The following is an 18717-nucleotide window of genomic DNA, read 5'->3' on the forward strand; positions in this document are numbered from 1 at the left end:
CTTGACGGATCACGTGGCATCGGTGTCGATCGGGGGACGTTCGTTGCGTTCCAACGGCTTGTCCATTGCGGGCGTCGGATAGCTCGACCTCGTACTTTTCGTCCCGTACACGTCCTTGGTCTGGGACAATGTGTCGTCCAGATCCCGCAGCAGTGAATCGTCGTCGTTCAGAAGGTGTTTGGTCACCATTTTGCGCGGCGTCATGGTACGAAGTTCGTTCAGGTCGGCCAGCGGTTTGCGTAGATCCTCGAATTCGGGCCCGAGTTCCGTGCGAAGCTGAGAGGTCGCGCCGCTCGCGTAGTCACGCACTTGACGCAGGCTGCGCATGGTCCACCGCACGGCGCCGGGTAGGCGTTCCGGGCCGAGGATCACGAGGGCGGCGACGAGGAGGACGAGCGTCTCACCCCAGCCGATACTGCTGAACACATCATCAGGCTACCGGGCGGCGCGACCAGCGGGTCAGTCGGATTCCAGCGTCACCGATACGTCCACCTGCCGGCCATCTCGGATCAACACCACAGTCACCGTCTCGCCGATCTCGTGCGACTGTACTGCGACAACCAATTCCTCCGGGCCGGTCACCTCACGGTCGCCGACCTTGACGATCACATCGCCCTCGACGATTCCCGCCTTGGCTGCGGGTCCATCCGCTTCCACGTCGGCGACCTGCGCGCCACTGGTCGTTTCGTTGGCCACCTGGCCACTGCGCGGGATGAGTCCCAGTTTCGCATGATGAATCTCGCCATCCCGAATCAATGTCTGGGCGACGGTGGTCACCACGTCGACCGGGACTGCGAAGCCGATTCCGACCGAGCCGCCGGTCTGGCTGCGGATGGCGGTGTTGACGCCGATGACCTGGCCGTTCAGGTCCACCAATGCGCCGCCGGAATTACCCGGGTTGATCGATGCGTCGGTCTGCACCGCGTCGATCACCGCGTTCGTGTCGGTACCTTCTCCCTGCAGCCGCACCGGACGATGCAAGGCGCTGACGATGCCCGAGGTGACGGTTTTGCTCAAACCCAGCGGCGAACCGATGGCCACGACGTCATCACCCACTTGGACCTCACCGGATTTGCCGAGCTGGGCCACCGTGAGATTTTCCGCTTCGACCTTCAGTACTGCCAGGTCGGTCTTCGGATCCCGGCCGACGATATCGGCGCGAACTCGGGTGCCGTCGGAGAATTGGATCAGGATTTCGGCACGGTCGCTCGTGTCCTGCGCGGCCATCGAGACGACATGGTTGTTCGTCACGATGTAGCCCGCACCGTCGATCACCACGCCGGAACCGGTAGCACCGTTCTCACCCACGGTCACGCGGATCGAGACGACCGAGGGCAAGACGGCATTGGCGACCTGTGCGATAACGCCATGTGACCCGGAGTCCGCACTGTTCTGTTGCAAGGTGACCTTGCGCGAGGTGAGTGTCGAGGCGGTTTCGGCCGTCAACCGCCCGACCACGCCTCCGAGTAGACCGATGACCAGTGCCACCGATGCCAGCGCGGCCAGTGCGGTCGGCGCGACCCGAGAGCCGAAGAGCACTTCTCGCGCGGTGAGCTTCTCGGCGCGTGGCAGCTGTCGAGGCGGTGGGGACGCTACCGCGGGAGCGCCCAAGCGCGCCGCGGAGTCGGGATCACGCCACGGGTCGGATTGTTCGGCAACCGGTGGCGGGACGATCGGCTCGGGGTCGCGCTGCAGCAGTTCGGTCGAACCCACGGGGCGGCCGAATGCCTCGGCCAGCACCGTGTCGGGCGGACGATTCTGCGGTTGTGGAACCGACTGTTGCGCCGAACCACCAGTACGAATCGGCAGCGGCTGCGCGAACGAACCCGACAGGCCGGCCGGTCGGCGGAAGGCATGCGCGGTGTGCGTGTCGACGTGGGGTCGGTAGACCGGGCGCGGGCCGAGGACGGGGGCATCCGGCGGACGGAGATTTCCGCGATCGGCCGTCGAATCCGGGGTGTCGGACGATCCGGAATTCGTCGATTCGGTGGTCACTCGGAAAACTCTACTTGCGCCACCACGTTGTCCATCGGGCCGCGGTGAACGAATCGCTCAGCGCCCCGGAAAATGCCGCGTCACGCGGGTTCTGGCCGGAGCCGGGTGATGTGGCGCCGGTGTTGGATGCGCCGCCGGGCAATTCCGCAAGCGGAATTCTGGTGAGACTGTCTCGAAGTTCGGAGGGCATCCTGACCTGGTCTGCCCGACGCAACGCAATGCGGGCCTGGTGTTGGGCATCGACTTCCGCCGCGCATTCCGGGCATTGCTCGAGATGTTGTGCAGCCCGAAGGTAGGCGTTCATACGCAACTCGCCGTCCACATACGCGGCGATGGCTTCGCTGGCCAGATGCTCGGTAGGACGGAAGCGATGCGGAGGACGACCGGACGTACTGTAGTCGCCACTCATGCGGTGCTCACCCTTTCAACCGACGTCCGTCCTGGGGTGACGCCGACTTCGGCAAATCACCCGAGATGCGCATCAGCGGCGAACCGCTGCCTACCTCCATTATGCGCAAGGTAGTCACGCAATGCGGCCCGTCCACGGTGGATTCGACTACGCACGGTACCCAGCTTCACGCCGAGCGTCGCGCCGATCTCCTCGTAGGACAGCCCTTCGATGTCGCACAAGACTACGGCGGCTCGAAACTCCGGCGCCAGTGCGTCCAACGCCGATTGCAGATCGGGATCCAGGCGCGCGTCGTGATAGGCCTGCTCCGGATCGGGTCCCTCGGCTGGAACTCGGTCGTAGTCTTCGGGAAGCGCTTCCATTCTGATCCGGCTGCGTCGGCGGACCATATCCAGGAACAGGTTGGTGGTGATCCGGTGCAGCCAGCCTTCGAAGGTGCCCGGTTGATAACTCGACAGCGAACGAAACACCCGAATGAACGTCTCCTGGGTGAGATCCTCCGCGTCCTGTGCGTCACCGGACAGTCGGTAGGCCAAGCGGTAGACCCGATCGGCGTGTTCCCGGACCAACTCGTCCCACGACGGCATTGCCGACCGATCGCCGGTGGCATCGAAGGCAGCTGTTCCCGACAGCTGTGCCATTCCTTCGGCGGTGTCGGCTTCGACTGGCCGAGTTTGCTCGGTGAGGGTGGCGTACTCGCGCGCCGCGTCGACCATGCGGATGGGGTTACCTCCTACTAGGGACCGCACACGTTCGGGACTGCTCCGGTCCGCGTGTACGGACCATCATGCTCGGATACAACAGAAGCACGGGGTGCTGTTGTTCCTGGTTCCCGGGTCGAGCCACGGTCGGTGGTCTTGCGTTGCTCATACTCTGTCTGGTCCCGATATGGCCGAGGTATGGAGACCCTGAGGGACACCTGAGAAAGCGGGTTCGGGAAATGGCGGCGGCACGTGTTGTTCGCAACCCCGAGACTGCTCGCTCGGCGTTAGCCTCATACCCGTGGCATCGAATCTGGAGCGAAGTCTCGCCTACGTGGAGGAATCCGTCGTGGAAGACGAGGTCCTCGTCAGCGCGCGCGAACGAGCCACCGAGCTCGGCGCCGTGCCCGTGCCGCCCTCGGTGGGGGCGCTGTTGAGCATGTATGCCCAGCTGCTCGGTGCGCGGGCGGTGGTCGAGGTCGGCACCGGGGCGGGTATCAGCGGACTATGGTTGCTCGACGGTATGCGTGAGGATGGCACGCTGACCACCATCGACTCCGAGCCCGAGCATCAGCGCGCGGCGAAGGAGGCGTTTCGCGCCGCGGATATCCCGCTCGCGCGCACCCGCCTGATCAATGGACGCGCCCTCGACGTGCTGCCACGTTTGGCCGATGGCGCCTACGACTTGGTCTTCATCGACGCGGCACCGCTGGAACATCCGGAGTATGTTGCCCAAGGGGTTCGTCTGCTGCGCAAAGGCGGCGCCATTCTGCTGTACAACGCACTGCTCGGCGGGCGCGTGCCGGACCCGGCACACCGCGATGCGACCACACAGGCCGTGCGCGCCGCGACGCGGGCCGTTGCGGAGGACCCCGGACTCACCAGCGTGCTGATCCCAGTGGGCGACGGATTGCTCTGCGCTTCGCGCGGCTGAACAGTCCTACGGTGGGTTGACGCCCGATGGCCCTCCGGCGCCCGCTCGGGCACCGAGCGGGCCCTGGACCCACGTGCCCTTGCCCACGGTGACCACGCCACCGTTGCTGACCGCGAACCGGCTGCGATCACGCGCCGCTTCCACTCCGATGCTCTCGCCCTCCCCGACGACCACGTTCTTGTCCAGGATCGCGTGTCGCACCACCGCGCTGCGCCCGATCCGAACGCCCGGCATCAGTACGCAACCCTCCACAGTCGCGCCATCGTCGACCACGACATTGGAGCTGAGCACCGAGTTGCGTATCGTGGCCGCGGACAGAATGCTGCCGGCGCCGACGATGCACTCCTGAACCAGGCCGCCCCGGGCGAACTTTGCTGGCGGGAGGTTTTCCGCCGCCGCACGGATCGGCCAGTGCCGGTTGTAGAGATTGAACACCGGATGCACCGAGACCAGGTCCATGTGCGCGTCGTAGAACGCGTCGATGGTCCCGACATCGCGCCAGTAGCCGCGGTCGCGATCGGTCGCGCCGGGTACGTCGTTGTCGGCGAAGTCGTAGACGCCGGCCTGCCCGGCCGCCACCAGCGACGGGATGATGTCGCCGCCCATGTCGTGGTCGGAGTCACCGTTGTCCGCGTCCGCCTTGATCGAATCCACCAACACTTTTGTGGTGAAGACGTAGTTACCCATGGATGCGAACGTGACGTTCGGGTCGTCGGGCGTACCCGGCGGATGGGCGGGCTTTTCCAGGAACTGGGTGATCCGCCCGCTGTCGTCGGTGTCGATACAGCCGAACGCACTCGCCGCGCCGCGCGGCACCCGAATGCCGGCCACGGTCACCCCGGCTCCGGAATCGATGTGGTGGCGCACCATCTGCTCGGGGTCCATGCGGTACACGTGGTCGGCGCCGAACACCACGATGTAGTCCGGGTCCTCGTCGTAGATCAGGTTCAGCGACTGCATCACCGCATCCGCGCTACCGGTGTACCACCGCGGTCCGAGTCGTTGTTGCGCGGGGACCGGGGTGATGAATTCGCCCCCGAAACCGGACAGCCGCCACGTTTGCGAGATGTGGCGGTCCAGCGAATGTGACTTGTATTGGGTGAGTACGCACAACCGCAAGAAACCGGCATTGACCAGATTGCTGAGCACGAAGTCGATGAGGCGGTAGGCGCCGCCGAAAGGTACCGCGGGTTTGGCCCGATCGGCCGTGAGTGGAAACAGTCGCTTGCCCTCGCCACCGGCGAGCACGATCCCGAGTACGTGCGGCTGGCTCCTCACATCTGCCAAACTACCGGGTGCGGCGTCGGTGAGTGGCCCGCGCCGACTCGAACGTCTAGTTTGTATCGGTGGGTTTCGGCACGGACGGCAGGCGCTCGACGGCGGATTCCGGCGTGCGGGACCGGCTTCGAGTCGCGATGCTGACCCGTGAGTATCCACCGGAGGTCTATGGCGGGGCCGGTGTTCACGTCACCCACCTGACGAACCACCTGCGTCGGGTCTGTGATGTCACCGTGCACTGCATGGGTGGCGCCCGCGTGGATGCGTTCGCCCACCGTCCGGATCCGTCGCTGTCGGTGGCCAACGCTGCATTACAGATGATGTCCAGCCAACTGCGGATGGCCGATGCCGTGGGCGAAGTCGACGTGGTGCACTCACACACCTGGTACACCGGATTGGCCGGGCACCTGGCCGCGACGCTGTATGGGGTTCCTCATGTGCTGACCACGCATTCGCTGGAGCCGCGCAGACCGTGGAAGGCCGAACAGCTCGGCAGCGGCTACCGACTGTCGTCGTGGTCGGAGCGCAATGCGGTCGAGTACGCAGACGCGATCATCGCCGTGAGCGAGGCCATGCGCCGCGATGTGCTCGACGCCTACCCGACGGTCGACCCGGACCGGGTACACGTGGTGCACAACGGCATCGACGGTAGCCTGTGGCACCCCGGCCCGGCTGCCGACGACGCGCCATCGGTGGTTGCGACACTCGGCCTGCGGACGGATCGGCCGACCGTGGCGTTCGTCGGCCGGATCACGCGGCAGAAGGGAGTGGGCCATCTCTTGGCCGCTGCCCGCGACTTCCATCCAGACATCCAGCTCGTGCTGTGCGCGGGGGCGCCCGATACCCCGCACCTGGCTCGGGAGGTGGCGGTGGCCGTGCGGGAACTGCACCGGCTGCGTGGCAATGTGTTCTGGGTTCGCGAGCTGCTCTCGGCCGAGCAGATTCGGCAAATCCTCGCCACTGCCACGGTTTTCGTGTGCCCATCGGTCTACGAACCATTGGGCATAGTGAACCTGGAGGCGATGGCGTGTGCGACCGCGGTGGTCGCCTCCGATGTCGGCGGCATACCCGAGGTGGTCGAGGACGGTCGCAGCGGCCGGTTGGTGCACTACGACGCGGGTGCTACCGAGATCTATGAGCGTGCTTTGGCCGCTGCCGTGAACGAGATTGCCGGCGATCCTGCGCTGGCCGCCGCGTTCGGTGCGGCTGGGCGCGCGCGGGCGGTTTCCGAGTTCGACTGGCAGAGTATCGCGGCACGAACGCTGCAGGTCTACCACAGACTCGGCCGCGCGCGAGCCACGAGCAGCCCCGCGCTCAGGTAGCCGGTCGGTAGATGCCGATCGAGACCGAGGCGGTGACCTCGACGCTCGGCGGTAGATGCATGCCGCGCTCGGCAGAAGCGGACGCATGATGGGCGGACGGTCCCATGCCCACGACGTTCGCGACCTCGGACCCGGCGAGGGTCATCGAGTATTCGACAAGGCGCCGTCCGAGCGGTTCGAAATGCCCGGCCATCGCTGCTTCGAGCCTGCGGTCCTTGTCCGGGTCGACGCGCACCATACCCAAGGGGCCGATCACCTCGCCGAGATGGCGTTCGGTCGGCGTCGCGACCACGAATCGACCGTCGTCGGCGAGTACTCTGGCGACCTCGCCAGGATTACGGGGCGCAAAGACGGCGATCACGCCAGTGAGTGCGCCGGTGCGAATCGGTAACTCACGCCATGCGTCGGCCAGCACGGCGGCCGCGCGGGGATGAGCGCGGGCACATCGCCGTACCGCGGGTTTGGCCACGTCCACTGCGATGCCGACCCCGACAGCCGTGGCTTCGAGCGCATGCGCGAGGTAGTAGCCCGTGCCGGCGCCGACTTCCAGTAGCGCACCCTCGGGTGGGCAGTCCGAAACGGCGCCGGCGACCGCCTCGGCGATCGGCGCGAAATGTCCCCCGCGGTGAAAGGCCGCACGGGCGTCGAGCATGGTCGCGCTGTCGCCGGTCATTTTGGTGGATGCGCCGGTCAGTAGGCTGACGTAGCCCTGCTTGGCGATGTCGAAACTGTGGCCGGCTGCGCAACGCAGCGCTCGAGCGCGCGGTTCGAGCTCGAGCGCTGCGGCATCCCGCTGCGTGCGCGCGCATTCGGGGCATGCCAGGAACCGGGTAGCGCTGGCAAGAGCCGAATAGTCAGCGCGGGCCACTCAACTCGTGACGCTCTTCAGTTCGTCACCGAGTGCCGCCGCTTCGTCTGGGGTGAGTTCGACGACCAGACGCCCGCCACCCTCGAGTGGGACCCGCATAACGATTCCCCGCCCTTCCTTGGTTGCCTCGAGGGGACCGTCCCCGGTGCGGGGCTTCATGGCCGCCATCCTCTGCTCCCTCCAGATCTGCGCGGTCTGCTGCGCACTTGCTCGGAACTCCAGTTGTCACCAACCAGCAGCTCGCCGGCATCTGGCGAGCTACACCTGTCCCATTCTTCCCTATCACGGACGTGGACGGATACCTGAGTTCAAAAAGTGACCGGTCGGATCGTGTCGGATCGGTCATGGTTCACCCAGCAATCGGCCAGATGATCATCGACCATCCCCGTTGCTTGCATCAGTGCGTACACCGTGGTCGGGCCGACGAAACGGAATCCGCGCCGTTTCAATTCCTTTGCCAGAGAAATCGATTCGGTGGTATTCGCCGGGATTTCGGCACTGGTGCGTGGGCGCGGGCGCGGCGGCGGTGCGAAGGACCAGAGCAGTTCGTCCAAGCCGACGTCGAGCTCGCGCGCGACGCGCGCATTGCCGATGGCCGCGTCGATCTTGCGCGCGTTGCGCACGATGCCGGTATCGGACATCAGCCGGTCGACATCGGCCTCGCCGAACTCCGCGACGTCGGCGATCGAGAATCCAGCGAATGCTGCGCGGAAAGCGGGCCGCTTGCGCAGGATGGTCAGCCACGAGAGGCCGGACTGGAACGCTTCGAGACACAGCCGCTCGAACATGGCGTCGTCGCCGTGGAGGGGCTTGCCCCATTCCTGGTCGTGATAGTCCTGGTAGAGAGGGTCGGCGAACTGCCCGGTCGTTCCCCAACACGCCCCTTGACCTGCTCGAACTTCGCTCACTGGTCCATTCAATCATCCCCGCGCGGTTCCTCCCCGCGCGTTCATCCCGTGCACCCGAGCGAGACCTTGGCCGGCGAGCTCACCGTCGTTTGGTGATCACCACTGGTTGCAGATCTGTCGGTATTCCGTTCAGGGCCGACTCGGGGATGCCCAGCACCGCCGCAGTTACTGCGCGTGGAATGGAATTCAGTGCGCCGCGCAGCCCGATGTCGTCATTGGGTTCCTGGGCGCTGGTATTGAAGACGATCAGCACTTCCAGTGGGTGGTCTCGGTGAGCATTCTCGAAGTAGTGAAAATAGCCTTGTGGGGCGAAGACGAGATCGCCGGCACGGGCTTCGAATTCCTCGCTACGGTAACGCCCGTCGGGATGAGTGCCGAGAATGGTCCACTTCGCACGTCCAGAGATGTGGTAGTTCAACTCCCACGCGGTGGGGTGCCAGTGCGGTTCGCGGATGCCGCCGGGCTCCAGTCGGACGACATAGGCCGATCCACATTGTCCTGCCAGGACCGGAAAATTGTTCTCGTGGGCGCCCCGCAGATCGCCGCCATCGAACCGTAGTGGCTCGGTCGCATCGAGATGGAACAGATGTGCCGATTCGCTGAGATTATCGTCCAGTTCGCCGGCATTCGGCAGCCCGCCCGGGGTCGCGTCCGCGCATGCGGCGGCCGTGGCGGCCAAGCCAGCTCCGAGGGCGGCGCCGGTTCCCAGGGCGGCGCGCCGGCTCATCTCCGGTCGGTCGCGCGATGAGTCGTTCGACATGGTGCTCCATTCTCGCGTGTATAGCTGGTGACAACGCTCGACTGTGCAGCTCGACGAAGGTCTCGATCGCGAAAGTGTATTCCCCGGCGGCGGGGTATCTCAGGATTCCTGTCGCGGCCGCCGTGAATCGGTCGTCGCTATACCGGTCATGTCGATTCGGGAGCCGGCGGCGTCTGCCACTGGGTTGCCTGGGCCATGGCCAGCTGGTATTGGAGTTCATCGATTCGAGCAGCCAGCCGGGTCAGCGCCCAGTCCACCTCACTGGCTTTGTAGCCTCGCGCAACTTGCTGGAAACGCAGTGCGCGCACATCGGCTCCGGTGACCCCTTCGACCGGGAGAACCGTGGCCGTGGTTCCCTTGGGCACGGTCCCCATCTCCTCCGAACGCCCGAACACCGCGCTGGCGAGAAGAAACAGAATCGTGGCGACCGCGCCGACGATCAGCACGTACAGCAGCATGGTGAGCATGCGACGAGCTTATTGAACGGCGCGACGGTTGCGTAGCGAGCGATGCGGCACTGGCCCGCGCTGCCCACCACGGAATCCGTCACGGTCATGGGTGTCGCGTGGTGTCGATGTTCAAGGACATGCCTGCGAGACCACGGCGCCGAACGGCGAGTTTGTCGGCGACTGCCAGCAGCGCCTCGGCCGCCGGGTTCTGCGGATCACGCAATACCAGCGGAGTACCGTCGTCACCCGATTCGCGCAGTGCCTGCTCGATCGGGATTTGACCGAGTAGCGGCACATCGGCGCCGACGGCGCGGGTCAGTCGGTCGGCCACGGCCTGCCCACCACCGGAACCGTACAGGTCCATTCGGGTGCCGTCGGGTAGATCCAGCCAGGACATGTTCTCCACCACGCCGGCGATGCGTTGGCGGGTCTGCAATGCAATCGCCCCGGCTCGCTCGGCCACTTCGGCCGCGGCGGGCTGCGGTGTGGTGACCACCAGAATTTCGGCGCCCGGGATCAGTTGGGCGAGGGAGATGGCGACGTCGCCGGTGCCCGGCGGCAGATCGAGCAGCAGGATGTCCAGGTCTCCCCAGAACACGTCGGCAAGGAACTGCTGCAGTGCCCGGTGCAGCATCGGGCCACGCCACACCACGGGGGTGTTCCCTTTGGTGAACTGCGCAATCGAGATCATCTTCACCTCGTGCGCGACCGGCGGCATGATCATCCGCTCGACCTGCGTGGGTCTGGCGTCGGTGCCGAGCATCCGCGGGATGGAATGGCCGTAGATATCGGCGTCCAATACCCCGATCGACAGGCCACGTGCGGCCAGTGCGGCGGCGAGATTGACCGTGACGCTCGACTTGCCTACGCCGCCCTTGCCCGATGCAACGGCATAGACACGGGTCAGCGAGCCTGGTTGGGCGAACGGGATGACCGGGTCGGCCGAGTCACCACGCAACTGTTTGCGTAGGGCGGTACGTTGTTCGTCGCTCATCACGTCGAGGTCGACGGTCACGGCCCCTACGCCGGGCACGTCGGCGACCGCCCTCGAAACTCGCTGTGTGATCTCGGTGCGCAGGGGGCACGCGGCCGTCGTCAGATAGATCTCCACGTGGACATCGCTGTGGGCATCGATCGTGACGCTTTTCACCATGCCCAGTTCGACGATCGGCTTGCGGATCTCCGGGTCGTCGACTTTTGCGAGGGCACCCCGCACATCCGATTCCGTAACTGCCGGCATGGCCGGAATTTTACGCGTGTCAAATTTTCGGCAGATCCGCGGGCCGCGGAGAAATTCCTGCGCTGTAGGACGCTTCCCAGGCCATGACGTTCGCAACATATGCCATGGAGTGGTTGTAGCGCAGGATCGCCTTGGACTGTTGGGACAGGTCACGCATGTTGCTGCCGCCGTCGCACAAGTACTTTCCGGCCGCCAGCGTTGCATCGAAGAGGTTCTGTGGATCGGCGACGCCATCGTCGTTGCCGTCGGCCGCGTAGTGCTGCCACGTTTCGGGCAGGAACTGCATCGGTCCGACCGCGCGGTCGTAGCTGGACAGGCCGTCCAGTGCACCGTTGTCGGAGTCGTAGACAACCTGATTGCCCGCCAACGTACCGTCCAACACCGGGCCGTGGATGGGGCTGAGCGGATTTCCGTCGGAGTCGGCTCGGCCGCCGAATGCGTGCGTGGACTCGACTCGGCCGATGCCGGCCAGGAGCGACCACGGCATACCGCACGCCGGATCCTCTTCCGCCAGAATGCGTTCAGCGTTTCGGTATGCCGCGTCGGCCACACCCGGTATGCCCAGTGGCCCGTCGGGTAGTGCGGCAGCCTGCCGACCGTCCGGCAGGGCAATGGTTTTCACCTCGGGCTCGGGTTTCGGTGCAGTGGGTTCGTCGACCGCGTGAGTGGCCAGGTCGGTAGCGGCGGCCAATTCTGCGGCCGGACCGGCGTCGCGCGCGGCGGGATCGTCTTCCGGAACGTGAATCGCCACGGTGGTCGGTGCGGCATCGTCCACATCGGACGCGGCTGCGACAGTGACGAGGCCAGCGGGAAACAATCCGGTCAGGGCGATGACGGAACTTCGTCTGGCGGTGGCAGGCTGCTTTTTTCGGTGACGCCCCACGATGGGTGACCCTCCTCGGCTCGCTGTGAGCCCTTCGTGATATCCGAAGAGAAGGTTACCCCATCCGAGATCTTTTTGTTACTGCTTCGTGATCTGAGGTGGTTTCGAACCCTATTGGGGCGGTGCGGGAAGCGGGATGACGATCCCGAAGGGCAACGTGATTGCGGGCTGGGGAGTGGGTTCCGGTCGAGGTCCGTCCGCGGGCGGGGCCGGTTCGGTGGGTGCGGCCGGGGGCGCGGGTTCGGGCTGCGCGGCGGGTGGTTCGGCAGGCTGCGCGGCGGGTGGTTCGGCAGGCTGCGCAGCGGGTGGTTCGGCAGGCTGCGCAGCGGGTGGTTGCGGTTGTGCGGGATCGGTGGGTGGCGTGGCACCGGGTCCGCTTTCCGGTGGTAGGCAATCAGAAGCCGAAGCGTCCCCGGCCTGCGACAGGTCCGTCCCGGGCGGTGGGCCGAAACGCTTCGCCGACGACAATGGCTCGTCGTCGGCCGCCGGGCGGCCGGTTCGCGGCATCGGCGCCGGAACCGGTTGGACCGCACATGGTTCCGGTGGATCCGCGGGCAATGGAGCGGGCGCGGGACAGAAGATGCCACACGGAATCGGCGGCAGACCGGGGATGTCGATCATCACCTGCTCCGACTCGGGAGGGGGTGCCGGCGTAGGTTGCTCGGGGCCGATGCGCGGTGGCGAACCTGGATCGGACGGATCGACCACGGTGTGCTCCGGAGCCACGGGCGGCGACACCGGCAATGCTCCCGGCGGAACCAGATCCGGGGAAATCTGCACCGGCGCGGGTGCCCCGCCGGTGCGATATGCGGCCGACCAACTCAACACATTCGCCGCATAGGCCATCGAGTTGTTGTAGCGCAACACCGCCCGCAACTCCTGAGCCGGATCGCGCAGATTCAACCCGCCCGAACACAGATACTTCCCGGCGGCCAACGCCGCATCGAACACATTGTGTGGATCGGCAACGCCGTCCGCATTGCCGTCGGTGCCGTACAACGCCCATGTCCCCGGTAGGAACTGCATCGGCCCCACCGCCCGCACATACCCGCCGTCGGCGGCGCGAATGACTTCGTTGCCCGGCAGAGTGCCATCCAATGCCGGTCCGTAGATCGGTCGCACCGTCGTGCCCGCCGCGTCGGTGCGTCCGCCTCGCGCGTGCGCGGACTCCACCCACCCGATTCCAGCCAGCAGATTCCACGACAGTCCGCAGCCCGGTGTCGAGGATGCCATGGCCAGCTCCGCGTTGCGATACGCGGCCAACACGACCTCTGGAATGCCCAACCCGCCCCGGTGCGCCGGGAGCGAAATCTCTCGCAAGGGAACAACGCCCGAGAACGGAGCCACCGTACTCGGCTGCACCGCGCGCAATGTCCGCGGCCGTTGTGTCGGCGCGGGCAGTACCCCCACCGTCCGGGACAGCCCGGCATCGGTTGCGTCCGACGCCACCGCCACCATTTCCGGCTCTCCGTGTGAGGTCCGGGGCGCCGACCCGCTCGCTACGACACCAGCAACAACCAATGCCGATACCGTCACCGGAACAGATACGCGCATTCGGCCACACCCAATCGTCGACGTCACGGGAGCGGTCGGTCCGAGCTACGCAGGCCCGGGCCGCTCGGGACAACGTGGTCCAGGTTACTCACCGGTTAGGTTGTTGTTCGGCATTTCCGACCGATCATCGATGGTCGGCAGGACAGGTTTTCGGCCGGAGCCCCTTTTGCGGCCAGACTTTCCGAGGCCTTCCGCGTGATGCTCCCGGTTCGGGAATTCCACGGACTCGATCCGGTCGAGTATCCCTTTTACCTCGTCCAATTCACGACGCAGGTAGTCGCGTGTGGCCACCTCGCCGACCGCGATGCGCAGCGCCGCCAGTTCCCGCGCGAGGAACTCGGTGTCCGCCTTCGTCTGCGCCGCCCGCATCCGGTCTTCCTCCAAGGCGACCCGGTCACGGTTGTCCTGTCGGTTCTGGGCGAGCAGGATCAACGGCGCGGCATACGCGGCCTGAGTGGAAAACGCCAAATTCAACAGAATGAACGGATATGGATCCCACCGCAATGCGACCACGAAGATATTCGCAGTGATCCAGGCGAGCACCACGAGCGTTTGGATCGCCAGATATCGCCCGGTGCCGAGAAACCGAGCCACTTGTTCGCTGCTGCGCGCCAGCGCTTCGGCATCCCAATCCCATCGAAACCGCGATTCGACCGGGGTTTCCAGGCGCTGGCGCGCGGTTCCATAGCCGAGCCGCATATCGGAAGCCTTCTCGCTCATGCTGTGGCCTTTCCGGAACGAGCGGACCTGCTCGTGCCGTACCCGCTCATGCCGTACCCCTCTCGTCGTTCTCTTCCTGATCACGCCAGCCCTCGGGGAGTAGGTGGTCGAGCACATCGTCGACGCTGACCGCCCCGAGCAGGTGGCTTTCCTCGTCCACCACCGGTCCGCAGACCAGGTTGTAGGTCGCGAAGTAGCGGGTCACGGCGACCAGTGACAGCTCGGGACGCAGGGGGGACAGGTCGGTGTCGAGGATGCCGCCCACCAAGTGGGCCGGCGGCTCGCGCAGTAGCTGCTGGATGTGTACCGAGCCCAGATAGCGGCCGGTCGGTGTCGCGGTCGGTGGACGAACGACGAAAACCATCGAGGCCAGCGCGGGGGTCAGGTCGGGGTTGCGTACCCGTGCCAGCGCCTCGGCCACTGTCGTCGACGGTGTCAGAACAACCGGTCGCGGCGTCATCAGGCCGCCCGCGCTGTAGGGCGAATGTTCGAGCAGTCTGCGCACGGGTTCGGATTCCTGCGGGTCCATCAGAGCCAGGAGTGACTCCGCCTCGCCCTCGGGCAGTTCACCCAACAGGTCGGCGGCATCGTCGGGGTCCATGGCCTCGAGCAGATCGGCGGCACGGCGCACTTCCAGGTGGCTGAGCAGCTCGATCTGTGCGTCGTCCGGTAACTCTTGGACGACATCGGCAAGGCGCTCGTCATCGAGTGCGACGGCCACCTCGACCCGTCGCTTCTCCGGCAACTCCCGCAACAGATAGGCGACGTCGGCCGGGCGCATGCCTTCGAACTGCTCCAGCAGTTGGGTGACCTCCTGTCCCGGTCTGCCGATTTCGTATGGCGTCAGGCCGGAGACACTGGTCCAGTCCACCACGTGCACGGTGCGTCGGCGTCCCAGCCGCCGATGCCCACGTACAGCTACCCTGGTGACCAGCCAGTCCCGACTGCGGGTCTGTTCGATACCGAGATCGAACACATGCAGGTCCACACCGGCTACATCCGGAAGGTCGGGGTCCTGCACCCGCACTACCGAATCGACGATCTGCGCCAAGGCGAGCATTTCACCGGGCCGCTGTGTGAAGCGCCGCAGGCTCACAGTTCCGGTGTTCAGCGTCACCACACCCGGGTCGATGGCGGTGACCCGCAGGATGGGTACGAAAATTCGGCGCCGGGTGAACAATTCGACCACCAAGCCGTGTACGCGCGGCTGCTGGCGGTTGTAGCGGATGGCCACGACGACGTCTCGGATCCGCCCGATAGACTCGCCGTCCGGTCCCAGCACCACCAGGCCGGCCAGCCTGGCGACATACACCCTGGTAGCTGCCATGCTGCCAGGCTAGAGGTTCGCGGGCGGGTGTTCGGCCCTGCGCCACGATCGACGGGAGTGATCATGAAACCGCGCCGTTCGGTGCTCGCGTGTCCTGGTAGCAACGAGAAGATGATGCAGAAGGCGAAGACATTGCCGGCCGACGCAGTCTTTCTCGATCTCGAAGACGCGGTTGCGCCGGTGGCCAAGGAACAGGCGCGTGCGAATGTCGTGGCAGCGCTGAACGACTCCGGCTGGGGGCTGCAGCTGCGTACCGTCCGAGTGAACGACTGGACCACCGAATGGACCTACCTCGATGTCACGTCGGTGGTCGCCGGCGCGGGTGCACGACTGGATGCGATCGTGCTGCCCAAGGTGACCGACCCCGGCCAGGTGCGCGCGCTCGACCTGCTGCTGACTCAGCTGGAGAAGGTGCACGGCTTGGACGTCGGCCGCATCGGTATCGAACCGCAGATCGAAAATGCACGAGGACTACGTGACATCGACGCGATCGCCACGGCGAGCTCACGGGTGCAGACCTTGGTGTTCGGTCCGGCCGACTTCATGGCCAGCATCGGGATGCGAACGCTTGTGGTCGGGCAACAGCCGGAGGGCTACGACACCGGGGATGCCTACCACCACGTCCTGATGACCATCCTGCTCGCCGCTCGGGCACACGGACTCCAGGCCATCGACGGACCCTACGTCCAGATTCGAGACGTCGACGGTTTCCGGCGCGCGGCAGCGCGAACTGCTGCGCTGGGGTTCGATGGCAAGTGGGTGCTACATCCTGCGCAGATCGAGGCGGCAAACGAGGCGTTCAGTCCGCGCCAGACCGATTACGATCGAGCCGAACTGATCCTGGAGGCCTACGCTTTCCACAGCTCTAGGGCCGGCGGCGCCCACGGTGCGGTCGTACTCGGCGACGAGATGATCGACGAGGCGAGCGCCACGATGGCTCGGGTGATCGCGGAGAAGGGGCGGGCCGCCGGAATGACGCGCACCACGCGTTTCACTCCACCACAGCACCGGAAGCGATAGCAGAATAGAGACATGACGAATCCCTTGGGGAACGCGAGTCGCGCCCGGCAGAATCTGCCGACGCCCCCGTCCGGCTGGCCGGTCGGCTCCTACCCGACCTATGCCGAGGCGCAAAAAGCGGTCGACTACTTGGCCGACCACCAGTTCCCAGTCCAGGACGTAACCATCGTCGGTGTCGACCTGATGCAGGTCGAGCGAGTGCTGTACCGGCTGACCTGGGGAAAGGTAATCGGGGGCGGCGTGGTGTCGGGTGCCTGGCTGGGCCTGTTCCTCGGTTTGCTGCTGAGCCTGTTCACCACCAACGGCGCTCTGGGGCCACTGCTCGTGGGGCTGCTCGGCGGCATCGTTTTCGGCGTCATCTCGACGTCGATCCCCTACGCGGCGACCAGAGGGCAGCGCGATTTCGCATCGACGATGCAGCTGGTGGCGGGCCGCTACGACGTGTTGTGTGATCCGAAGTCGGCCGAGCAGGCGCGCGATATGCTCGCTCGACTGGCGATCTGACTCATGGATGTGCTGGAAACGGTTCGATCGCACGTCCTGGCCCATTTCAGGGTCTCGGCATCGAGCGTCGATGCCGCGTCGGTGACTTTTCTGGGGGTGGAGCCGATCGAGATACTGCGCGTCGTCGAGGGGGAGTTGGTGCACTACCTGACCTTGGGCGGCTCCCGCTATCCGATGAGCGATCCGGCCGCGCCGCATGCGGACCCGGTGCGCGGCCCGCGTGCGGAGTTGGCGCTGACGTTGCGGTCCGGAGTGGGTGCGAGTTCGGGGCTGACCAGATCGTTGGGTGTGCTTGCCGCTACGCCGGCCGTGGAAGGTGTTGTGCTCCAAGCAGACGCATTGGTGGACTTGGGTGAGCCGATGTGGCGCAATGCGCCGTTCACCGCGGTTCTGCTCGGCGGCAGCGCCATTCCCGAGGTGAGCTTGCCCGAACCTGCCGAGCCCGTGCGGTACTTCACCGTCACACCGGTGACCGCAACCGAGGCTGCGTGGATTCGGATTCGTGGCGCGCAGGCCTTGCGGGACGCATGGCACGAGGCAGGGATCGACGTACACGACCCGGTACGGGCGGCGGCGACGCTGTGAGGCCGCGGGTGTGGTCGGGACTGTGTGTAGCCGCGGTGCGGCGGGAACTTCGAGGCCGCGGGGTGCGGCTCGACGGCGATACACGGTAAGACTGAGGGCGTGCGCATCGATCTGCATACTCATTCGACTGCTTCCGACGGTACCGACGAGCCAGCCGATCTGATACGGAACGCCGCTGCCGCGGGGCTGGACGTCGTCGCGATCACGGATCACGACACCACAGCCGGATGGGCAGGGGCCGTCGACGCGCTTCCGAAGGGGCTGGTGCTCGTTCGGGGCATGGAGATGTCGTGCGTCGGTCTGTGCGACGACGGGTGGCCGGTGCCCGTGCACCTACTGGCGTATCTGTTCGATTCGACCGATCGCTGTTTTGCCGACGAGCGCGAGCGACTCCGCGTCGAACGTGTCCAGCGCCTGCGCGCCATGGCCGAGCGCATGGCCGCCGACGGACTGCCGATCGATCCGGAAGCCGTACTCGCCTCGGCGGGGCCATCGGCAGGACGCCCGCATCTGGCGCGGGCCTTGGTCGCCGCGGGGGTGGTGCCCAGTGTCGACGCCGCGTTCACCGAATTGCTTGCTCCCTACGGCCCTTATCACATCGACAAGGCCGACACTCCGCTGCGTCACGCGGTCGAGATGGTGGCCACAGCAGGCGGAGTCAGCGTGTTGGCGCACGTCAGAGCTCGTACCCGGGGTAGGTTGCTCGCGCTCGAGCAGATCCGGGAGTTGGCCGAAATCGGACTCGGTGGTCTGGAGATCGCGCATCCCGATCACTCCGCGGCCGATCGCGCGCTGTTGACCGGTATGGCGGCCGAACTCGGTCTGCTCGCCACCGGATCGTCGGATTACCACGGCGCGAACAAGTCCGTTCGACTGGGCGAGAACACGACAGACCCGGTGCAGTTCGAGAAGTTGGTGAGCAAGGCGACCGGAGTGCCGGTGGTCGGATCGTGAGCCACCAGGGCGCCGGTGGCGCCCTCGTCCGGTCGGTGCGTGAACTCAGCGGTGTCGTCGCGGCGGGGACGTTCGCGGGCACGCTCGTCGTCGTCGGCGCTGCGGTGGTGGCCGACCGGCGCGGCTTTCCCGGCCCGGGGGGCGAGTCGGTGGCCTGGCATGTCGCGTCCGCCGCGGTGGCGGTCATGGCGCAAATCTATGCAGACCGCCATCGAGGTCCGGCGGCCTGCGCCGGGTCCCTGGTCGTCTTCTGCGCGGCCGGACTCTTGCTGGCGACACAATGGTGGGGCTGATATTTCGATTCCG

General features: G+C 66.0%; 21 protein-coding genes and 1 pseudogene. 7 read left to right on the forward strand and 15 right to left on the reverse strand.

All coding sequences use genetic code 11. The annotated features are described in order from the left end of the window. Nucleotides 1–9 precede the first annotated feature (9 nt). The 4 genes from tatB to sigE are packed head-to-tail and all read right to left on the reverse strand — an operon-like array spanning nucleotide 10 to nucleotide 3120. A complete protein-coding gene (tatB, locus tag K940_RS0108795) occupies nucleotides 10–426 on the reverse strand; it encodes a Sec-independent protein translocase protein TatB (protein WP_028477226.1) in 417 nt (138 codons plus the stop codon). Between the two features lie 33 nt (nucleotides 427–459). Next, nucleotides 460–1995 carry a S1C family serine protease gene (locus K940_RS0108800; protein WP_028477227.1) on the reverse strand — a complete coding sequence of 512 codons (1536 nt, stop codon included), beginning with the start codon at nucleotides 1993–1995 and terminating at the stop codon, nucleotides 460–462. 10 nt (nucleotides 1996–2005) lie between these two features. After that, nucleotides 2006–2404 carry a zf-HC2 domain-containing protein gene (locus K940_RS0108805; RefSeq protein WP_028477228.1) on the reverse strand — a complete coding sequence of 133 codons (399 nt, stop codon included), beginning with the start codon at nucleotides 2402–2404 and terminating at the stop codon, nucleotides 2006–2008. 56 nt (nucleotides 2405–2460) lie between these two features. Beyond that, nucleotides 2461–3120: an RNA polymerase sigma factor SigE gene (sigE, locus tag K940_RS27525; RefSeq protein WP_036527994.1), complete on the reverse strand. Its 660-nt coding sequence runs from the start codon at nucleotides 3118–3120 to the stop codon at nucleotides 2461–2463. Nucleotides 3121–3406: 286 nt separating this feature from the next. Here sigE and K940_RS0108815 point away from each other — a divergent pair, with 286 nt between their 5' ends. After that, a complete protein-coding gene (locus K940_RS0108815) occupies nucleotides 3407–4039 on the forward strand; it encodes an O-methyltransferase (RefSeq protein WP_369797485.1) in 633 nt (210 codons plus the stop codon). 66 nt (nucleotides 4040–4105) lie between these two features. On the opposite strand, the pseudogene glgC reads toward K940_RS0108815, so the two are convergent. Further along, nucleotides 4106–5317 (reverse strand): annotated as a pseudogene (gene glgC / locus K940_RS27530) (glucose-1-phosphate adenylyltransferase); the annotation flags it as partial. Between the two features lie 137 nt (nucleotides 5318–5454). Here glgC and glgA point away from each other — a divergent pair. Beyond that, a complete protein-coding gene (glgA, locus tag K940_RS0108825) occupies nucleotides 5455–6639 on the forward strand; it encodes a glycogen synthase (RefSeq protein WP_036528056.1) in 1185 nt (394 codons plus the stop codon). Here the strand turns inward: glgA and K940_RS27535 are convergent. The 10 genes from K940_RS27535 to K940_RS0108875 form a co-directional block, all read right to left on the reverse strand. Further along, a complete protein-coding gene (locus K940_RS27535; RefSeq protein ID WP_036527996.1) occupies nucleotides 6632–7507 on the reverse strand; it encodes a putative RNA methyltransferase in 876 nt (291 codons plus the stop codon). The two genes, glgA and K940_RS27535, sit on opposite strands and share 8 nt — an antisense overlap. Beyond that, nucleotides 7508–7675 carry a DUF3117 domain-containing protein gene (locus tag K940_RS31510; protein WP_011211259.1) on the reverse strand — a complete coding sequence of 56 codons (168 nt, stop codon included), beginning with the start codon at nucleotides 7673–7675 and terminating at the stop codon, nucleotides 7508–7510. 140 nt (nucleotides 7676–7815) lie between these two features. Beyond that, nucleotides 7816–8415: a DNA-3-methyladenine glycosylase I gene (locus K940_RS27540; protein ID WP_051407017.1), complete on the reverse strand. Its 600-nt coding sequence runs from the start codon at nucleotides 8413–8415 to the stop codon at nucleotides 7816–7818. Nucleotides 8416–8494: 79 nt separating this feature from the next. Next, on the reverse strand, nucleotides 8495–9175 hold the full coding sequence (locus K940_RS0108845) for a cupin domain-containing protein (protein WP_028477231.1): 681 nt from the start codon (nucleotides 9173–9175) through the stop codon (nucleotides 8495–8497). Between the two features lie 146 nt (nucleotides 9176–9321). Next, entirely contained in the window at nucleotides 9322–9642 is a 321-nt protein-coding gene (locus tag K940_RS0108850) for a DivIVA domain-containing protein (protein ID WP_028477232.1), read from the reverse strand. Nucleotides 9643–9727: 85 nt separating this feature from the next. Next, nucleotides 9728–10864 (reverse strand): Mrp/NBP35 family ATP-binding protein, encoded by a 1137-nt coding sequence (locus tag K940_RS0108855; RefSeq protein WP_028477233.1) that lies wholly within the window; start codon nucleotides 10862–10864, stop codon nucleotides 9728–9730. 19 nt (nucleotides 10865–10883) lie between these two features. Next, on the reverse strand, nucleotides 10884–11747 hold the full coding sequence (locus K940_RS0108860; RefSeq protein ID WP_028477234.1) for a lytic transglycosylase domain-containing protein: 864 nt from the start codon (nucleotides 11745–11747) through the stop codon (nucleotides 10884–10886). Nucleotides 11748–11858: 111 nt separating this feature from the next. Further along, nucleotides 11859–13301: a lytic transglycosylase domain-containing protein gene (locus tag K940_RS0108865; protein ID WP_028477235.1), complete on the reverse strand. Its 1443-nt coding sequence runs from the start codon at nucleotides 13299–13301 to the stop codon at nucleotides 11859–11861. An 84-nt stretch (nucleotides 13302–13385) separates the two neighbouring features. After that, nucleotides 13386–14021: a DUF1003 domain-containing protein gene (locus K940_RS27545; protein WP_051407018.1), complete on the reverse strand. Its 636-nt coding sequence runs from the start codon at nucleotides 14019–14021 to the stop codon at nucleotides 13386–13388. 46 nt (nucleotides 14022–14067) lie between these two features. After that, complete coding sequence (locus tag K940_RS0108875) at nucleotides 14068–15348, reverse strand: magnesium transporter MgtE N-terminal domain-containing protein (protein ID WP_028477236.1); 1281 nt, start codon at nucleotides 15346–15348, stop codon at nucleotides 14068–14070. A 63-nt stretch (nucleotides 15349–15411) separates the two neighbouring features. Between K940_RS0108875 and K940_RS0108880 the strand changes: the two genes are divergently transcribed. The 5 genes from K940_RS0108880 to K940_RS0108900 all read left to right on the forward strand — a co-directional run bounded on the left by K940_RS0108880 (nucleotide 15412) and on the right by K940_RS0108900 (nucleotide 18704). Beyond that, on the forward strand, nucleotides 15412–16368 hold the full coding sequence (locus K940_RS0108880) for a CoA ester lyase (protein WP_028477237.1): 957 nt from the start codon (nucleotides 15412–15414) through the stop codon (nucleotides 16366–16368). A gap of 12 nt (nucleotides 16369–16380) precedes the next feature. Further along, nucleotides 16381–16872 (forward strand): general stress protein, encoded by a 492-nt coding sequence (locus K940_RS0108885; RefSeq protein ID WP_028477238.1) that lies wholly within the window; start codon nucleotides 16381–16383, stop codon nucleotides 16870–16872. A 3-nt stretch (nucleotides 16873–16875) separates the two neighbouring features. Continuing rightward, complete coding sequence (locus K940_RS0108890) at nucleotides 16876–17457, forward strand: suppressor of fused domain protein (RefSeq protein WP_028477239.1); 582 nt, start codon at nucleotides 16876–16878, stop codon at nucleotides 17455–17457. A gap of 99 nt (nucleotides 17458–17556) precedes the next feature. Beyond that, nucleotides 17557–18411 (forward strand): PHP domain-containing protein, encoded by an 855-nt coding sequence (locus tag K940_RS0108895; RefSeq protein ID WP_028477240.1) that lies wholly within the window; start codon nucleotides 17557–17559, stop codon nucleotides 18409–18411. After that, nucleotides 18408–18704, forward strand: a complete 297-nt coding sequence (locus K940_RS0108900) for a hypothetical protein (RefSeq protein ID WP_051407019.1) — start codon at nucleotides 18408–18410, stop codon at nucleotides 18702–18704. Before K940_RS0108895 ends, K940_RS0108900 begins: the two co-directional genes overlap by 4 nt. Nucleotides 18705–18717 lie beyond the last annotated feature (13 nt).

It is taken from the genome of Nocardia sp. CNY236 (genome assembly GCF_000482385.1).
Taxonomy (GTDB): domain Bacteria; phylum Actinomycetota; class Actinomycetes; order Mycobacteriales; family Mycobacteriaceae; genus Nocardia.